The following is a 15,236-nucleotide window of genomic DNA, read 5'->3' as shown; positions in this document are numbered from 1 at the left end:
ACGCTCGACGGGGTGGATGCAGGAGCTGGGCCAGTGGAGCTGAAGCTCATTGGGTAGCGCGAGTAGCTGCTTCCGCGGCGATGTAGGCGTTCCAGTCCCGGCCGGCTCGCCGTGACCACCGCACGGCCGCGCTGATGCTGATGTTGAACAGTGTGGCGACTACCGATGCTGGGAGGTCAGCGGCCAGAGCGATGAGGGCGGCGTTGCGTGAAGGCCGGACGCGGATGCCGTGGTCTTTGAGTCGTTTCGCGATGACCGAGGCATTGACGTGGCCGAGAGCGGATCTGCCGGGGAAGAGCCAATCGCGGGGGTCTTCGGCAGCCTCGATCAGTGGGCGGGATCTCGGGTTCGCGGGAGCAGCTGGGAGCTGTGCCAGTAGGCGGCCTAGAGCTGGTGGCGCAGCGATCACCGGGGAGTCCAGCGACACCCTCAGCCCGTCCGGTATCCCACGGTCAGTCGCAGGGCCAGGGCGTTGGCTGAGGTGCGCGCTGGTGAGTTCGACGACCTTGGCCAGTGGAATGCCGTAGAGGAGGATCACGGCTCCAGCCGCTCTCACCTCAAGTGGGAGGGTGGCGTCGTGCAGGCAGCGCGACAGCAGGGCCCAGCGTTCGTCATCGCTCATGACGATATCCGGATCCGAGCACGGCTGATGGGGAAGGCTCAGCTGCTCGGCGAACCGTCGCCGGTACGCCCAGCGCAGGAAATCGGCGGCTTCCCGCGCGAGTGGGCAGCCCTCGATCCATCGCTCGAGGTCGCCCTGGGTCAGGCGGTCCAAGCTGAGGCCCTGGCCGTCGGCCCAGGCCAGGAGGCCGGCTGCCGTGGTGATGCGCCGTGCAGCCGATCGCAATTGGGCGCGGCTGAACCGGCCGGTGCGTTCATGCTGTCGGTGAGCGTGCCGCAGGACCCACCAGGTCCCATAGGTGAGCATGAGCTCGCGGTTGCGGCCCGGAAGGGGCGCAGCGACCTTGTGGATCCGTGTTTCGAGCTGGGCGAGGGTTTCAACACGAACCGGGAGGATGTTCAGGTCGGTGAGTGTGCGACGAAGCGACCAGACGGTGATCTCGTTGAGTTGATCGAGCACTTGGTGGGTGACCAACTGGCCCCGGCCGAAGATTTCGCGGAGCGTTTCTGCGCCGCCGCGCGGGTTCGACAGCCACTTCAGCACTGATCGCGGTCGGCGGCTGGCGGCCATCGCGTCAACCACGAGCGCGGCCTGTGGACTCAGCTGTCCATCTGGGCCGGTGAAGGCAGTGGTGAGCTTTTCGCGGGCAGCGCATCGCACGCAACTCCCGTCCTTGTAGGGCTCATCACCGCCGCCGCAACGGTCACACAGGTAGCTGAGATGACTGCCGGCGCACGGTCCGCAGGTTGTCAGTTGGACGGTTGGTCCTGCCGCGGTCGGTGCCTCGGCGATGAGCACTCGGACTTGCCCGCAGGCCTGGCAGGACGCCGGATTCGCTCGGGCGGTCCGGTAACAGAATTTGCAGACCGGTCCGATCGGCCAGAGCGCATTCGGCGGCTCTAGCCGACCGCATCCGCCGCAGGCGATGCGTCTTCGCGTTTGGACGGCAGGTTTGGGATCGGCCGTCACATCGCCTCTCCGGGCCGACGGATGGTTGTCCGTCGCGGCGCTGGGCTGCCGCCGGCGGCCGAGCTGGAGCCGCCTGAAGCCGGCTTGGAGACCTGCTGGTTGACCACGGCAACCGTGATCAGGTCATTGGGCGTGCAGCCGAGGATGTCGCACAAGGCGGCGAGCACGTCGGTGCTGAGCCGCTGCGGTGTGGATGTCACGAGACGGTAGACCTGCTCGCGGGAAAGGTGGATCCCTCGTTCGGCCAGCAGCGGCACCAGCTCAGTGGTGGAGTAGAGGTCCTGCTCGGCCATCCGCAGCCGCAGGTTCCACTCGATCCCCATCTTTTTGATCATCGGTCGACCTCGCCGTCCAGATTGTCGTTCCACAGTTCAGGGTTCCGCCCGGTCAGTGAGCGTTGCAGCAGGGTGTTGCGGTAGGCATCGGACACGCTGGTGTAGATCGCGGTGGTCGCTGCGTAGGCGTGCCCGACCTGTTCTTGCACGAACCGTTCGGGGTAGTCGAACTCGACCAGGTGAGTCACATACGAGTGCCGCAGGCAATGCAGATCGAGCACCGGATCCAGGCCGGCCGCGTCCCGGGCGACCGCGAAGGCCTGGTTGAGGCCGCGCATCGAGAGGCGGCTGCGCCGCTCGGTCACCCACATCGCCACCAGTGCACCCGGATCGAACCGCGGCCGCAGTTCGGCGGTCCACTGCTCGAGGACGGGGACGATCCAGTCCATCTCCGGTACCAGCAGCACCGTGCGGCGCTTCGGGCGGCTTCCGCGCGACGATTTGCCCCACCGGATCATCAACGCGCCGAAGTCGCCGTACTGCGGAACCTTCTGATTGCGGCGCAGGTCGACCAGGTCCAGCCCCCACGTCTCTTGGCGGCGTAGCCCGAACGCGTAGACCGTCTTCAGCGCCACCGCATCGCGGTGCGCAGCCAGGACACCCTTGCGGCCGCTCGCGCGGACTTGGTCGACTAGGTCATCGGCGGCGTCGAACAGTCGCTGGACCTCGTCATACGACAGTGGACGGCGCCCCGGTGACCCTTCGTACTGGCTGACGTGGATGACGGTGTTCCACTCATCCAGCACCTGCAACGGGACAGCGCCAAAGCGCTCCCGGCACACATCCGGCCAGCCATACCTACGGTCGGTGATGTACTCGAGGAACAACCGCAGATCAATCAAGTAGCTCCGCGCCGTCGACGCTACGATCGGCGCACCTCCGGACCGCATCTGATCGATGAACGCCTCAACCTCAGCCGCGGTCCACTGCCACGGATACAAGCCGGAGAACTCAACCATCCGAGCCACCACCCTGTGGCGCCGCCGGATCGTGTCGGCCTTCAAGAACCGCACTCGCTGCTGCCGCTCCCAGCCCTCGACCATCGCGTCCAGCACCGACCGCTCCGGCTGCAGCAGACCGAGATCCGCGACCAAGACAAGATGAGCGGCTCCTGGCAGCTCGATTCCGGCATCAGACACCGTTGCATCAAACACAACATTGATGCATTTTGCCTAGCCGACGCGCAGACCCCAGGCCAGAACGCCTACGCTCACCGTGCCGGAGTGGAACTTCACAATCCACCACCGTTACCGGGAAGTGTCGAAACGTCCTTTGGGTGCAACTCTGCGCGTATCCGGACGAATCGCAGCGGGTGGCGGAATTGGCCCGTTTGCAGAGCCGTGTCGGCGGCTACTTCGATCACGACCTTCGGCTGGACCTTCGTCAGGGCTACCCGGTTGTCCCTGCCGCCCCACCGGTGCGAGGCGATTTCGTCCGGCCACGGATGGCTGGGGCCGGCCGGTTTCAGCACCTTGGCCAGGTCGGCGGCCTGGGCGTCCTTCAGCGGCACTGTTCGGCCCACCACCTCGAGCACCTGGCCCCGGTAGCGGCCGGCGATCACTGCCTCAGGCCGTGCCAGCGAACCGGTCACTGCGCCGACCAGAACGTCGAGAGTCTCCCTATGGCGCACCTTTTGAAGGGCTGGATTTTGTGTCGTGCACTGTCGCGTTGAGGACCGATTTGGCACGTGTACGACACCCCGTTCTGGGGTGAGGGCGTGCGGGCCGGCGAGGTCCTACGTTGGCGCTCGTGTCGGGTGACGGGTGGGCCGCGGGAGGCGGAGTGCGAGCGTTTGCGGTTCAGTTGCCGTCGGGTGTTCGGTACTGGACGGTGCTGGACTGGGATCTTCGGATGCATCGGGCCGCGGACGACTTCTTGCGGCATCTGCGGTTCGGCCGGGGTTGCGCGGAGAGTACGACGAGGGCGCACGCGACGTCGGTTTCGCTGTACTTGTCGTGGTGCGGGCAGGTGCACAGGGATTGGTGGGACGCGGTCGATCGGCTGGGCGCGTTCATGCTGTGGCTGCGCCATGCAGAGGGGTCCGGCTGCAGCAACACATCCGTTCCCTGGAAAACCGGCTCTCGGAGACCTTCGGCGAAGCCGTCTTCCGCGACAGCGGCTTAGGGGCACCCGACGACATCCGCAGCCTCCAGCAGACACTCACCGACCGCGAGCAACAACTGCTCGAGCTGCGCCGTCAGCTCGAAGAACGCGGCGAAGAGCTTGCCGCCGCCCGGGCGGCCAACCGCGAGCTGATGACTCACCTCAACACGCGGCAGTAAGACCGAGCTCCACAGCAGCTGCAAGCGGGACAGCTCAAGGAACGACGTACTAGAGAACCCCTGGGCGCTCTGCGGTCATTGACGACGGTGTGTTGCGGTCTCGCTGCCTGGGAGTTGGCGCAGCGTTCGTAGTGGGCTTAGCAGTGCGAGGGTGGTGCCGGTCAGCATGACCAGGCTGCTGATCACCAGGGTGGCGCGGAAACCGACCAGGGCGCCGAGCGTGCCGCCGAGGAGGGCGCCGATCGGCTGCATTCCGAAGACCAGGAACCGCCAGGTGGCCTGAGTTCGAGCGAGGAGTTCGGGTGCGATCAAAATCTGGCGGATGGTCTGCTGGTTGATCCCGTACAGCGTTGGCCCCCAGCCATGCAGGAGCTGCGCGACGATGACAACCGCCAACACCAGCGCCGCCGGTCCTCCTGCGGCGGCCATCACCAGTCCGGCCAGACTCGACAAAGTCATGCCGACGACGAAGGCAGGCCCATTGCCAAGCCGTCCAGTGATCTGCACCCCGATGGTGGCACCGACGATTCCGGCGACCCCTGCCACAGCGATGACCAGGCCCACCAGTCCAGCCGACAAGCCGAGGTCACGGACCAGGAACAGCACCATGATCACCGCCTGCATCTGACCTGCCAAAGCGCCGATGGTGGCGGCAATCGTGGTCGCCCGTAGTGCGGGATGCTCAAGCGCTGCGCGCAAGCCGCCCCAAATACCCTTAAACAACGACTCTTTGGCCGGCTCGGTGCCAGTCGGTCGGCCCGCGACGGTGATCCGCGCCTTCGAGATGGCCGACAGCAGGAACGAGGCCGCGTCGACAGCGATCGCTGCTGGGGCGGTGAGGAGCTGGACCAGGACGCCGCCGAGGGCGCTGCCGCTCGTGGCGACGACGGAGTTGCTGAGTGCGAACGCGCTGTTGGCTGCCAGCAGGTCGCTGCGGGGAACCAGTATGGGCGCGAACGCCTGGCCCGCGATCACGGAGAACAGGCTGCAGGTCCCCGTGATCACGACAACGACGTACAGCTGCCACATCTGCAGCAGTCCCGCCACGGCCAGAATCGGCACTGCTATCAGCGCAGCGGCGGCCAACAGGTCAGCACCGACAACGACCCGGCGGTACGACAACCGGTCTACCCACACCCCAGCCGGCAAGCCCAAGACAAGGTGCGGCAGAAACGAGACCGCTCCCAGCAAACCCATCTGTACCGGCGATGCGCCGAGGACCAGGACGGCGGTCAAGGGCAACGCAACGGTCGTCACGCTCGATCCCAGGAGGGAGATCGAGTTACCAGCGAACAGACGTCGGAAGTTCCGATGGTCGACTAAGACACGCCATTGGGCTTTCACCGGCCCCAGTAAACCCCGCGCCGACCGCTGTCGGCGTGGAGGGAGGTCAGGTGTCGATGAAACCAAGCATGCTTGTCCGCGTGTGCAACAGCCGTCGCGCACGACGACCGACCGGCGAGCAGCACGCTGACCAGGCACAACACAGCAACGCCGGCGAACCGACCACTGGGCACCCCGTCAGAACGCACCTTTAGCCAGCCGGACGAGTGGCCGGGCAGATAGCGGGTGCGGCGGCCTTTCACGACCAGGCCCTCAATCCCCATTGCGCCGAGCGCGTCGAACCATTCGCGGGCCTCGTCCAGGTCGTAGGTGACCGGGCACAGCTGCAGCGGTCCCGACCAGGCCGCGGCGAGGTCTTCGAGCCGTTGCCGGCGCCGTAGCCAGGGCATGTTCCGCAGGTCGACCCCGCCGACCCCGAGCAGGTCGAACACCATGTACATCGCCGGCCGCCTTGCGGCACGCCAGCGTGTCCACGACTCAGATCTACGCCCAGCCGCGGTTGGAGGACCTGGTCTCGAAGGTGCTGGAGCACTACGCCCGGCCCCGCGCGGTCGGTCCGGTCATCGAGCCGGCCTATGACGACGCGGCGGTTCGTGAACTGCTCGGGCTGCCGGCGTGACCGGCCCGACGACTGACCAGCTGCCTGGCCCGCGCCGGCAGGCCAACGCCACCCGGGCGGCCTCCGGACCATCGACCAAGCTTTTGTCTCCTCCGGCGATGGCGGCTCCGGACGCAGTCTTCGGGCCAGGCGGGCGGCTGTTGAGGCGTCATGGCTACGACCTCGGACAGGCGCCGCCTCCGCTGCTCGCCGACGCTCCCGGGCAGCTGGTTCAGCGACTGGGGCTGGCTGAGGCGATCGACTACACGCTGGACTCCACGGTCGGCGTGTTCGTCAGCCGCAAACACCTCGCCTATGGCGTCCGGCGGCTGCTGCAGTGGCTGGACAGCTTCGAGGGCGACACCTGGGAGGAGCGGTGGCTGCGCAGCGGCGCTGACCTGGCGCCGCGAACCTGGCGTCAGGCGGTCCGACCGCAGAGCATGCCGGCGGAGTTGAAGGTCGCGTCGAACGCGCTGATGGTGGTGCGGATCCTGCGGCCGTCCTACGGCTGGCAGTTGTCCAGTGGCGCTGGAGCACACCAGCCGCAGCGCATGCTCGAGACACACGAGCCTGAACTGCTGGCGCGGACGCGCGCGCTGCCGGCCTATCGGACGGTGCTGGAACGGCACCAGCGTGACGCCGAGGCGTGCTTGTCCAGGGTGCTGATCCGCACAGGCCTGCGCCTGGAGCAGCTCCAGGGCGAGCATCTGCTGCACTACGCCGACATCGTCAAGACCTCCGGACGGCACCGCCGCGAGCATCTGGCCTGGGAGCTGCTGGTCGCGCTCGGCCCGTTCGCCGGCGAACCGCTGACGATGCGTGCGGCGTGGTCGGCCAAGGGCAACACCCGTCAGCACTCGGTCGAAACGCTCGTCGACCGCTACGGCATCCCGCCCGGCGGGGTCCGCGATCTGCTGGTTGAGTACTTGCGCGAGCTGAAGCCATCGATGGACTACGGCTCGCTGCAGGGCTGGGCCTACCGCCTGGTGCGCCTGTTCTGGTGGGAGGTTCTGCAGATCAATCCCGCGCAGTCCAGCCTGCAGCTGGCACCTGACGTCGCGACGCAGTGGCGCGAGCGTCTGGCGCTGACCACTGCTGGGCAACCGCGCCGCGAGGTCCACTCGACGCTGTTCGCCGTCCGGGGGATGTATCGCGACCTGGCGGAATGGGCGCACGACGAACCCGCACGCTGGGGCCCGTGGGTCGCTCAATGCCCCGTCTCGCGGCACGAATCGAAGGCCGCCTCGAAGGAGAAGCGGCGCCAGCAGTCGCGGACCCAGGACCGGACTCGGGCGTTGACGCCGCTCCTGCCAAGGCTGGTCGCCGAGGCAGGCCGACGCCGCGACTGGTCGGCGCGAGCACTCGCCGCGGCCGAGCAGGTCAGCCACGGCGAACGGTTCACCGTGGACGGCTCGGTGTTCGAGCTGCACAAGCCGCCACCGCGCCACTACGAGCACGCCCGGCCGGTCCGGTTCCGAGCCCATCTGATCACCGGTGCCAACAATATGCCTGCGATCGCTGTCAGCAAGATGGGGCTGGTCGACCTCACCGCGGCCGAGAGTGACGGGTTCTGGGCGTGGGCGGTGATCGAGACGTTGCGGCTCACCGGGATCCGCATCGAGGAACTGCTCGAGCTCACGCAGCTGTCACTGCGCCACTACACCTCCGCAACGTCGGGCACGCTGGTCCCGCTGCTGCACATCGTTCCCAGCAAGACCGACGTCGAGCGTCTGGTGCCAATGACACCGGAGCTCGTGATCGTGCTGGTCGCGGTGCAGCGCCGGGCGAAAGGGCCGCACAGCCACGTGCCATTGTCGGTGCGCTACGACCCTCACGAGAAGGTGCACGGCGAGCCGTTCCCGCACCTGTTCGCCCGCCGCATCGGCACGCGGCAGGAGGTCATGTCGCCCTCGGTGGTGCGGCGGATGATCGGCGCCGTGGCGGCCTCGGCCGACCTGCGCGACGCCGGCCAGCCGATCCGCTTCACGCCGCACGACTTCCGGCGCCTGTTCGCCACTGAGCTGGTCTCCACCGGGCTGCCGTTGCACATCGCGGCGACGCTGCTCGGCCACCTGAACCTCGACACCACCCGCGGATACACCGCGGTGTTTCCCGAGGAGGTCATCGCCGCGCACCAGCACTTCATCGAGCGACGCCGCGCCACGCGGCCGTTCGGGGAGATGCGGCCGGCCACGAGCGAGGAGTGGACCGAGTTCGAGGACCACTTCTTGCTGCGCAAGGTCGCACTAGGTGAATGCCACCGCCCCTACGGCACTCCGTGCGTCCACGAGCACGCCTGCATAAGGTGCCGGTTCCTGAAGGTCGACCCGGCCCAGCTGCCCCGGATCGAGGAATTGACCAGCAATGCCGAGGCCCGGTTGGCCGAGGCCAAAACCCAGGCGTGGCTGGGTGAAGTCGCGGCGCTGGAGGAGTCGCTGCGTCACCTGCGGCAGCGCCGCGTCGACGCCGAACAGCAGCTCCGCACCCCTCATCCGAATCTGATCTGAGCCAGTCAGCGAGGTGGGAGCTTCTCCACGTCGCCCAGTGCCAGGTCGCTGCGCAGCAGCATCCATGGAATCGCCTCACGTCCGAAGCGCCGAGCAGTGCCCACCCCGCATACCCCCGGAACACCACAGCACGCGCCAACACACGAGGTCACGGCGGCGCGTAAACCTATGGGCCGTGCCTCCGCGGCGTCGAAGTGGGCCGACCGCATGAGATGCCTGTGCAACGAGGCCGGCCGTGCCCTTCTCAGCGGCGGCGCGGGCGAGGCAACATTGCGAACGCGCTCTCCGCAATCGAGGTCAGGCGGGCGGGACTGTGGCCGTACGCGCCTACGACATCGGTCCCGCGGATGATGGTCAGCAGAAGGTACGCAAGGTCGTCGGGATCTGCGTCGGGGTCGATGTCGCCGTTGCGCTGCGCCGCTCGCACGCACTCGGCTATCGCCGTCGCGACCGCGGAGAAGCAGGCGTTGGCCAGGCATTGCACCTCGGGGTCGGAGGCGCCGAGCTCCAGGGCCATCTTGGCGGCGAAGCAGGCCGCCGCCGCCCGGTCAGGGGCGGGGGGTACGTCGTCGGCGAGTGGCACCCCGTGGACGGCGCGGAGCAAGTACCCGTGCAGTCGTTCCAGGGCGCCCTCGTCCGGTCCGGCGAGCACCTTCGGCGCAGCCTGCCCCAGCCGGGCAAAGTACCCGGCCATCGCCTGCAGCAGCACGCCGTGCTTGCCGTCGAACGCGGCGTAGAGGCTGCCGCGGCCCAGGCCGGTGGCGGCGCTGATGTCGTCGACGCTCGTGCCGTTGTAGCCCGTGGTGCGGAACTGCCGTTCGGCGGCATGGAGGACGTGGTCGCGGTCGAAGCTTCGTGGTCTCGCCATACATAGAAGGTAGGGCCGACCTACCGTATTTGACAATTCAGTACAGAACCGCCTACGTTTCTGACAGTTCAGTACACAACCGTCCTGCGCTCGCCGGCAGGAGCCTCCAACCACCCAGAACTCGAAGGGCTGACCGGACCATGACTGATAAGGAAAGGCAGGAGGCCGTGGCTGTGACGAGTCCTCCGTACGCGAGCGACGCACTGGCCGAGGGGACCGTCGACGCGGTGGTGATCGGCGGGGGCGCCGCGGGGCTGAACGGTGCACTGATCCTCGCCCGCTCCCGCCGCTCGGTCGTCGTGATCGACAGCGGCTCCCCGCGCAACGCGCCCGCGGAGGCCGTGCACGGCCTCATCGCTCTGGACGGCACCCCGCCGTCCGAGATCCTTCGACGGGGCCGGGAGCAGGTGCGCCAGTACGGCGGACGCGTCGTGTTCGGCGAGGTGGTCTCGGCCGAGCCTGCCGCCCCGTCGGCGGACGGGGACCTGCGGTTCACCGTCACCCTGGCCGACGGCCGCAGTATCACCGCTCGCCGCATCCTGGTGGCCACCGGCCTCACGGATGTGCTGCCGCAGGTGCCCGGGCTTGCCGAGCACTGGGGGCACAGTGTGGTGCACTGCCCGTACTGCCACGGCTGGGAGGTGCGCGATGAGCCTATCGGTATCCTCGCCACCGGCCCGGTCTCCATCGGCCACGCGTTTCTGTTCCGGCAGTTGACCGAGGATCTGACCTACTTCACCAACGGTACTGACCTGGACGAGGACAGCCGTGCCCGCTTCGCCGCCCGCGGCATCCGCATCATCGACACCCCGGTCACCCAGGTCGTCAACGACGAGGACGGTGCCCTGGCCGGGGTGCGCCTGGCCGACGGCCAGGTCGTGACCCGCCGCATCCTCGCGGTCCTCGCGCAGCTGCAGATCCGCGCCCAGGGCCTGGAAGGTCTGAGCCTGCCGGTGCAGGACCTGCCGAACAAGGGCCGCGGTTTCGCCTCCGGAATCGCCGGCACCACTGAGGTGCCGGGGGTGTGGGTGGCCGGCAACGCCACCGATCTGGTCGCCCAGGTCGGGGCCTCCGCAGCGGCCGGCGCACTGGCCGGCGCCGACATCAACAGGATGCTGGCCACCGCAGACACCGACGCGGCCCTCCAGGGGATCGCCGAGGTAAGCCCCAAAGGGGCCACAGGATGATCTTGAAGCCCTGAGATCTCAGCCCGTCACCCATTCGCCTCACCTTCATTGGCGAGGAAATTGATCAGTTTTCCGCATCGCTACCCAGCGACAGGCACCGATGCGCCGTGGATCCGTTCGTGGATCCCAGGACCTGATAGACATGGGGAATAGCGGGCGTGGCGCCACGCGGACTGTCAGAATTTGCGCCTGTGGAGGGCATACACGCCGGTGAATATCCTCCTCGTAATGAGAAGGTCATCGGTTCCGACAGTCCGGACTACCCGTGATAACGGCCTGCGACCGGTTGTTCAGCGCCGCTCGGGAGTGCGCAGCCAGGCCGGTAGCCGCAGACCCGCGATGCCGGTGTCACTCGCGCGCACCGTCCCGTGTATGGAAAGCGTCGGAAGGCCCTCTGGCTCGCTGCCATCGGCCAAGAGGATCGCTGCGGAGAGATCAACGGTTCCGCCCGAGAACTGCGCCTGGGGGAACCGAACTCTGCCGCCGGAAAATCGCGCCTCGTCGAAGTCGACGCCCCCACCGGAGAACTGGGCCCTATCGAAGTACACGGTGCCGCCGGAAAACCTTGCGTCCCTGAAGTAGACGGTAGCTCCGGAGAACTGCGCGTTGCTGAAATACACGCGTCCGCCGCCGAAGTTCACCCTGTGGAAGCTGACGGTGCCGCCGGAGAACTCCGCCCCGGCGAAGCTGACGGTGCCGCCGGTGAACTGCTCCCTCTCGTCGCTGGGGATGCCGCCATCAGTGAACTCTGCCGCCAAGAAGTCGACGCTGCCGCCGGCGAACTGCGCCTTGGTGAAGTAGACGCGTCCGCCGTCGACCCTTGCCAGCCTGAAGTGGACGGTGCCGCCGGTGAACTGCGCCTCGGTGAAGTCGATGGTGCCGCCGGTGAACTGCGCCCCGGTGAAGTCGATGGTGCCGCCGGTGAACTGCGCCCCGGTGAAGTCGACCTTGCCGCCGGAGAACACGGCCCCGCTGAAACGGCCACCATCAAAGACTGCGCCGGTGAAGTCTAGGTCACGTCCTTGCCATGAACGGGTAGCCGAGGGTTGGAGATGTGCAGAGATGAGGCGAATGACTGTGAGGCGGACTTCGCGTTCGCCACGTTCGCCGTGGTCGCCTCGTTCGCTGGGATCGCTGTCTAACGTGTTGTAGGGCAGCCGTAGGTAGGCGCACAGTACGTCGATGCATTGTTGTTGCTGTTCGTGCCAATCGTCGGCCAGGCGTGCCATCGCGTAGATGCCGGCAAGCCGAACGGCGGCCTTATCGCTGCCGAGGAGATCGGCGGCGTCTTGGTAGCGGCTGCTGAACAGCCGGCGGTCGTCGCGGTGGCTGCTGGCTTCTTCGGCGCGTGCGCGGCGGAAGCTGACGACGAGAGCGAAGGCGGCTCCGATGCCCGCTGCCAGACCAAGGGCGACCTTGACGAGGTCGGCCAGCAACTTCTGTTGGTCAGCGCGGGGGAGGCTCGGCTGGCCGGCAGTCGGGCCTGACAGGTGTGGTGAGACGCCTAGCAACCAGGCCAAGAGAAGATAGAGCCCCACAGCGCCGCCGATCGCTAGGAGCACGGCCACAGTCCCCTGCAGTAGCAACGGCCCGAACTTCGGGGTCCGGGCCAGATCACGGTCGCGCCGCTCGCGGCGAACCGGGCGCAGAACTCGTTGAAGTGAAATCACCACGGGCCCCCTACTGGCACGGTGCGAGGCTCTGTTACCCCCGCGGTCCTTCACGGTGCCGGATCCCACAGCCGGCTGTCCATCGAGCGAGTAACACCTCGTGGGTTCTGCCACTTCCCCATATGGGTGTCGCCCACGTGCCGCTCGACACTCTCAACACGACAGTACGCGAGGCCTTAGAGACCCCGATGAAAAGTCCGCCACCGAGACACGATCGAAGTGATCGTGGGAGCGTTGACCGGCTCGCTGACGCGGCCCGAGGCGGTGATACTGGCCGCTACCGGCAGAGAGCTTCAGGTTGTGGGCCGGACTTTGCCACTCAAGGACCATCAGTCCGCCGAGCTTGCAGCCGTGGTGAAACCAGCCGGAGCGACGCATCCGTGGCCTGACGAGATCACCTCACGCCGATGGGGCGGCCAGGACAGCAACGTGGCACTAGTGAAGGTCCAGCCGCGGGTCGTGATCGAGGTAGCCGCCGACACTGCTCTACAGGCCGGCACCGATGGTCCGGCGCGAGCTCTAATCGGCGACCTCTGCGTTGGAGGCACGGAGGAAATCCAGCAGTGCGTCACCGAACGGAGTAACGGATGGCCGCTACGAACAAACGATCGATGTCAATCCTTGCGTCGTCCTGCACTCCATCTGCTAGCAGCCGGGCGAGCATTACGGTCTTTTCCTCGTCGGTAAAGCGCCATGCAGCTTCGACAACATTGGCGAGGAGAGCCAGTCGTTGAGGAGACCCCTTCGCCCAGTCGGCGAGGTCCTCTGGAGTGAGGCCTGCAAACTCCGCACCCAGCTCGGCCGCCCGACCGGCATTCTCAGCGGCCCGCTGGTCATAGGCGGCAATTTGCTCAAAGACTGGTACCAGCGCACCGGTCGCCACTGCAACTCCGACCGGACCGATGATTGGGGTGAGTGCAAGCACTGTCACGGCAGCAGCGACGCCAGCGACCGCCCGCCCCGCAACTTGACCAAACTTCGGGTGTTCGGGTTCAAGAGTTGGAGCCATGGCACGCAGGCTATGCGCGTGCGCGTCGGTTGGGTACAGCCGGTCAGTGTCAGTTGGTGGCGACGAAGATTATGAGCGGCTCGGCTGATCCGATCTGTCGCACGACAAGCTCGTAGTCGGAGATGGCTTCTAAGGTGCCGCCGTTTCGACGGATCGCGCCGACGAGCAGCGCACGAAGGGCCGGGTGACTTTCGGGGTCGGCATCTGCCCGGAAGCGTGAGATCGAGTGTCCGAGTTGGCGGACTTCAAGTTCTAGGGGCCTCGTTGACGGACTGCTTATAGTCTCGCGGTCAGCGGCCGGAATTGGCGCAGGCTCTGCCATCGCGTGCGCGTAGCGGACCGTCGTTCGGCGACCGGACATCACTTCCACGAGCCCCCACTCAGCGAGAAGCTTCACCGCTCGCTGGGCGGTGCTAGCTGACGTGCCGTGGGCTGCGGCAATCTGCTTGATCGGGGGGAGTGGTAGCCCAGCGCGGAGTTCTCCGGAGGCGATCTGAACTCGGAGGGCAGCGGCGACTACTTCGTACGGACTCGTCGGCGTGAAGTCGGGGAGGGCCGTTGGAGGGGTCGCAGTCGATGGTCGTGGCGGCATTCGAGTGGCCAGCGAGCCCGCGGCGCGCTGGTCCGCGAGCGACACGAACGCGGTGTAGGCCCGGAGCGTCGTCGTCCCACCACCGCCGTGACCAAGTCGGCCGGCGACGGTACGGATGTCAACGCCCCCGGCAATCAGCTCGGTTGCTGAGTAGTGGCGCAGTTTGTGGATCGTGGTCTTGATCTTCAGGCGTTCGGCCAGCTTGCTGTACCGCTGGCTGACCGAGTCTGGGACCAGGTGGGTCGATCCGTCGGGCGAGAGAGAAAAGACGTACGCGTCTTCGCTGAGTTCCAGGCCCAGGGCTGCGGCTCGGCTCTCACAGCGCGACTGGTGCTCCCGGAGAAGTTCGATGGTTCCAGGGTCGAGCGTGATCCAGCGGTCCTGATGGGCTTTGGTGTCTTTCTCCCACTTTTTCGCACCTCGCTGACCGATCGCCTTCTCCAAGTGAAGCGTCGCCACGTCGAGGTCGACGTGGGCCCACCGAATCCCGCAGAGTTCGCCGCGACGCTGTCCGGTGACCATGGTGAGCCACACCAGCGTTCCCCAGTCGGGGTCCTTGAACGCCTCGTTGACGATGCGCGCTGCTTGCTTCGGCGAGGGTGGTCGAGGGTTCGACTTCGGTGCTGGTGGCGGGGTCGCGGTGGCGATTGGATTTGTCGCTACCCAATTCCAAACGATGGCCTCACGCAGCGCGCCGTGCAGGATGAAGTGAATTTGCCGGACCGTGGACGGGGCGAGGCCTCGGCATTGATGCGGCCGGCAACGATCGTCGCATTCGTGATCACGCGGCGTCCGGTGGTCGATCAGAGCCCTGGTCTTCTTGCAGTGTTCTCGACACCGTCGTAGCTCGACGTAGAGCGACTTCATCACACCGGCGTCGAGGGAGCCAACCTTCTGGTCGCCGAGCAGCGGGCGGATGTGTTTCTCGGCATAACCGCGGTAGGTATCGGCGGTGTTGAACTCTAAGTCGGCTTCGGCGAAGTAGCGGTCAAGTAGCTGGTTGACCGTTGCCTTGGTTCGAGGGTTGCGCTTCTCGTGGACCTGGTTCAGGAACTTGATCTTCAGCTTCTCTGCGAGCTTCTCAGCGTTTGGCCCCGCCGGGACCGTCTCGTCCAAGTAGTGGCGCTTCTTCGTGACGGGGTCAATCCCCGCGTAGACGCGCACTCTGATCGAGCCGCTCGGTAGAACTTCGACCTGGCCCGTGGCTCGCTTCTCGCGTCCGTTCGATGACCCCATGGGGTCATCCTAGAGCG

General features: G+C 66.7%; 13 protein-coding genes and 1 pseudogene. 3 read left to right on the top strand and 11 right to left on the bottom strand.

Features of this window, described 5'->3' with window-relative positions:
• Nucleotides 1-46 precede the first annotated feature (46 nt).
• The 7 genes and pseudogenes from OG394_RS21705 to OG394_RS21675 form a co-directional block, all read right to left on the bottom strand.
• Entirely contained in the window at nt 47-1,282 is a 1,236-nt protein-coding gene (locus tag OG394_RS21705; RefSeq protein ID WP_328988843.1) for a hypothetical protein, read from the bottom strand.
• A 305-nt stretch (nt 1,283-1,587) separates the two neighbouring features.
• Nucleotides 1,588-1,926, bottom strand: coding sequence for a helix-turn-helix domain-containing protein (locus OG394_RS21700; protein WP_328988842.1), 339 nt, complete (start codon nt 1,924-1,926; stop codon nt 1,588-1,590).
• The gene (locus tag OG394_RS21695; protein WP_328988841.1) at nt 1,923-3,065 is read right to left on the bottom strand and encodes a tyrosine-type recombinase/integrase; all 1,143 of its coding nucleotides are present in this window, start codon (nt 3,063-3,065) and stop codon (nt 1,923-1,925) included. The genes OG394_RS21700 and OG394_RS21695 overlap by 4 nt, the downstream gene beginning before the upstream one ends.
• A 92-nt stretch (nt 3,066-3,157) precedes the next feature.
• The gene (locus tag OG394_RS21690; protein WP_328988840.1) at nt 3,158-3,517 is read right to left on the bottom strand and encodes an ATP dependent DNA ligase; all 360 of its coding nucleotides are present in this window, start codon (nt 3,515-3,517) and stop codon (nt 3,158-3,160) included.
• Nucleotides 3,518-4,046: 529 nt separating this feature from the next.
• A complete protein-coding gene (locus OG394_RS21685; protein ID WP_328988839.1) occupies nt 4,047-4,190 on the bottom strand; it encodes a hypothetical protein in 144 nt (47 codons plus the stop codon).
• Nucleotides 4,191-4,283: 93 nt separating this feature from the next.
• Nucleotides 4,284-5,552 carry an MFS transporter gene (locus tag OG394_RS21680; RefSeq protein WP_328988838.1) on the bottom strand — a complete coding sequence of 423 codons (1,269 nt, stop codon included), beginning with the start codon at nt 5,550-5,552 and terminating at the stop codon, nt 4,284-4,286.
• Nucleotides 5,549-5,998, bottom strand: a pseudogene (locus OG394_RS21675) (ATP-dependent DNA ligase); the annotation flags it as partial. The pseudogene OG394_RS21675 and the gene OG394_RS21680, both read right to left, overlap by 4 nt.
• Nucleotides 5,999-6,018: 20 nt before the next feature.
• Between OG394_RS21675 and OG394_RS21670 the strand changes: the two are divergent.
• Both OG394_RS21670 and OG394_RS21665 read left to right on the top strand, forming a co-directional pair.
• Nucleotides 6,019-6,171, top strand: coding sequence for a hypothetical protein (locus tag OG394_RS21670; RefSeq protein WP_328988837.1), 153 nt, complete (start codon nt 6,019-6,021; stop codon nt 6,169-6,171).
• 98 nt (nt 6,172-6,269) lie between these two features.
• Nucleotides 6,270-8,657 carry a tyrosine-type recombinase/integrase gene (locus tag OG394_RS21665; RefSeq protein WP_328988836.1) on the top strand — a complete coding sequence of 796 codons (2,388 nt, stop codon included), beginning with the start codon at nt 6,270-6,272 and terminating at the stop codon, nt 8,655-8,657.
• 244 nt (nt 8,658-8,901) lie between these two features.
• On the opposite strand, the gene OG394_RS21660 is transcribed toward OG394_RS21665, so the two are convergent.
• Nucleotides 8,902-9,525 carry a TetR/AcrR family transcriptional regulator gene (locus OG394_RS21660; protein WP_328988835.1) on the bottom strand — a complete coding sequence of 208 codons (624 nt, stop codon included), beginning with the start codon at nt 9,523-9,525 and terminating at the stop codon, nt 8,902-8,904.
• Nucleotides 9,526-9,698: 173 nt separating this feature from the next.
• On the opposite strand from OG394_RS21660, the gene OG394_RS21655 reads away from it, so the two are divergent.
• Nucleotides 9,699-10,712, top strand: a complete 1,014-nt coding sequence (locus OG394_RS21655) for an NAD(P)/FAD-dependent oxidoreductase (RefSeq protein ID WP_328988834.1) — start codon at nt 9,699-9,701, stop codon at nt 10,710-10,712.
• A 290-nt stretch (nt 10,713-11,002) separates the two neighbouring features.
• Here OG394_RS21655 and OG394_RS21650 read toward each other — a convergent pair whose 3' ends face one another.
• The 3 genes from OG394_RS21650 to OG394_RS21640 all read right to left on the bottom strand — a co-directional run bounded on the left by OG394_RS21650 (nt 11,003) and on the right by OG394_RS21640 (nt 15,219).
• Nucleotides 11,003-12,385 carry a pentapeptide repeat-containing protein gene (locus OG394_RS21650; RefSeq protein WP_328988833.1) on the bottom strand — a complete coding sequence of 461 codons (1,383 nt, stop codon included), beginning with the start codon at nt 12,383-12,385 and terminating at the stop codon, nt 11,003-11,005.
• 565 nt (nt 12,386-12,950) lie between these two features.
• Nucleotides 12,951-13,391, bottom strand: a complete 441-nt coding sequence (locus tag OG394_RS21645) for a hypothetical protein (protein WP_328988832.1) — start codon at nt 13,389-13,391, stop codon at nt 12,951-12,953.
• A 49-nt stretch (nt 13,392-13,440) separates the two neighbouring features.
• Entirely contained in the window at nt 13,441-15,219 is a 1,779-nt protein-coding gene (locus tag OG394_RS21640; protein ID WP_328988831.1) for a tyrosine-type recombinase/integrase, read from the bottom strand.
• Between the last annotated feature and the right edge of the window lie 17 nt (nt 15,220-15,236).

It is taken from the genome of Kribbella sp. NBC_01245, from assembly GCF_036226525.1.
Taxonomy (GTDB): Bacteria; Actinomycetota; Actinomycetes; order Propionibacteriales; family Kribbellaceae; genus Kribbella.
Note: the sequence above shows the minus strand (reverse complement) of the source record. Positions and strands in the feature narration are given on the sequence as shown.

Bases quoted from the DNA above. Each gene is read 5' to 3' on its own strand.
- OG394_RS21700 (WP_328988842.1), bottom strand. From the start codon at position 1,926: ATGATCAAAAAGATGGGGATCGAGTGGAACCTGCGGCTGCGGATGGCC.
- OG394_RS21665 (WP_328988836.1), top strand. From the start codon at position 6,270: ATGGCGGCTCCGGACGCAGTCTTCGGGCCAGGCGGGCGGCTGTTGAGG.
- OG394_RS21660 (WP_328988835.1), bottom strand. From the start codon at position 9,525: ATGGCGAGACCACGAAGCTTCGACCGCGACCACGTCCTCCATGCCGCC.
- OG394_RS21645 (WP_328988832.1), bottom strand. From the start codon at position 13,391: ATGGCTCCAACTCTTGAACCCGAACACCCGAAGTTTGGTCAAGTTGCG.
- OG394_RS21640 (WP_328988831.1), bottom strand. From the start codon at position 15,219: ATGGGGTCATCGAACGGACGCGAGAAGCGAGCCACGGGCCAGGTCGAA.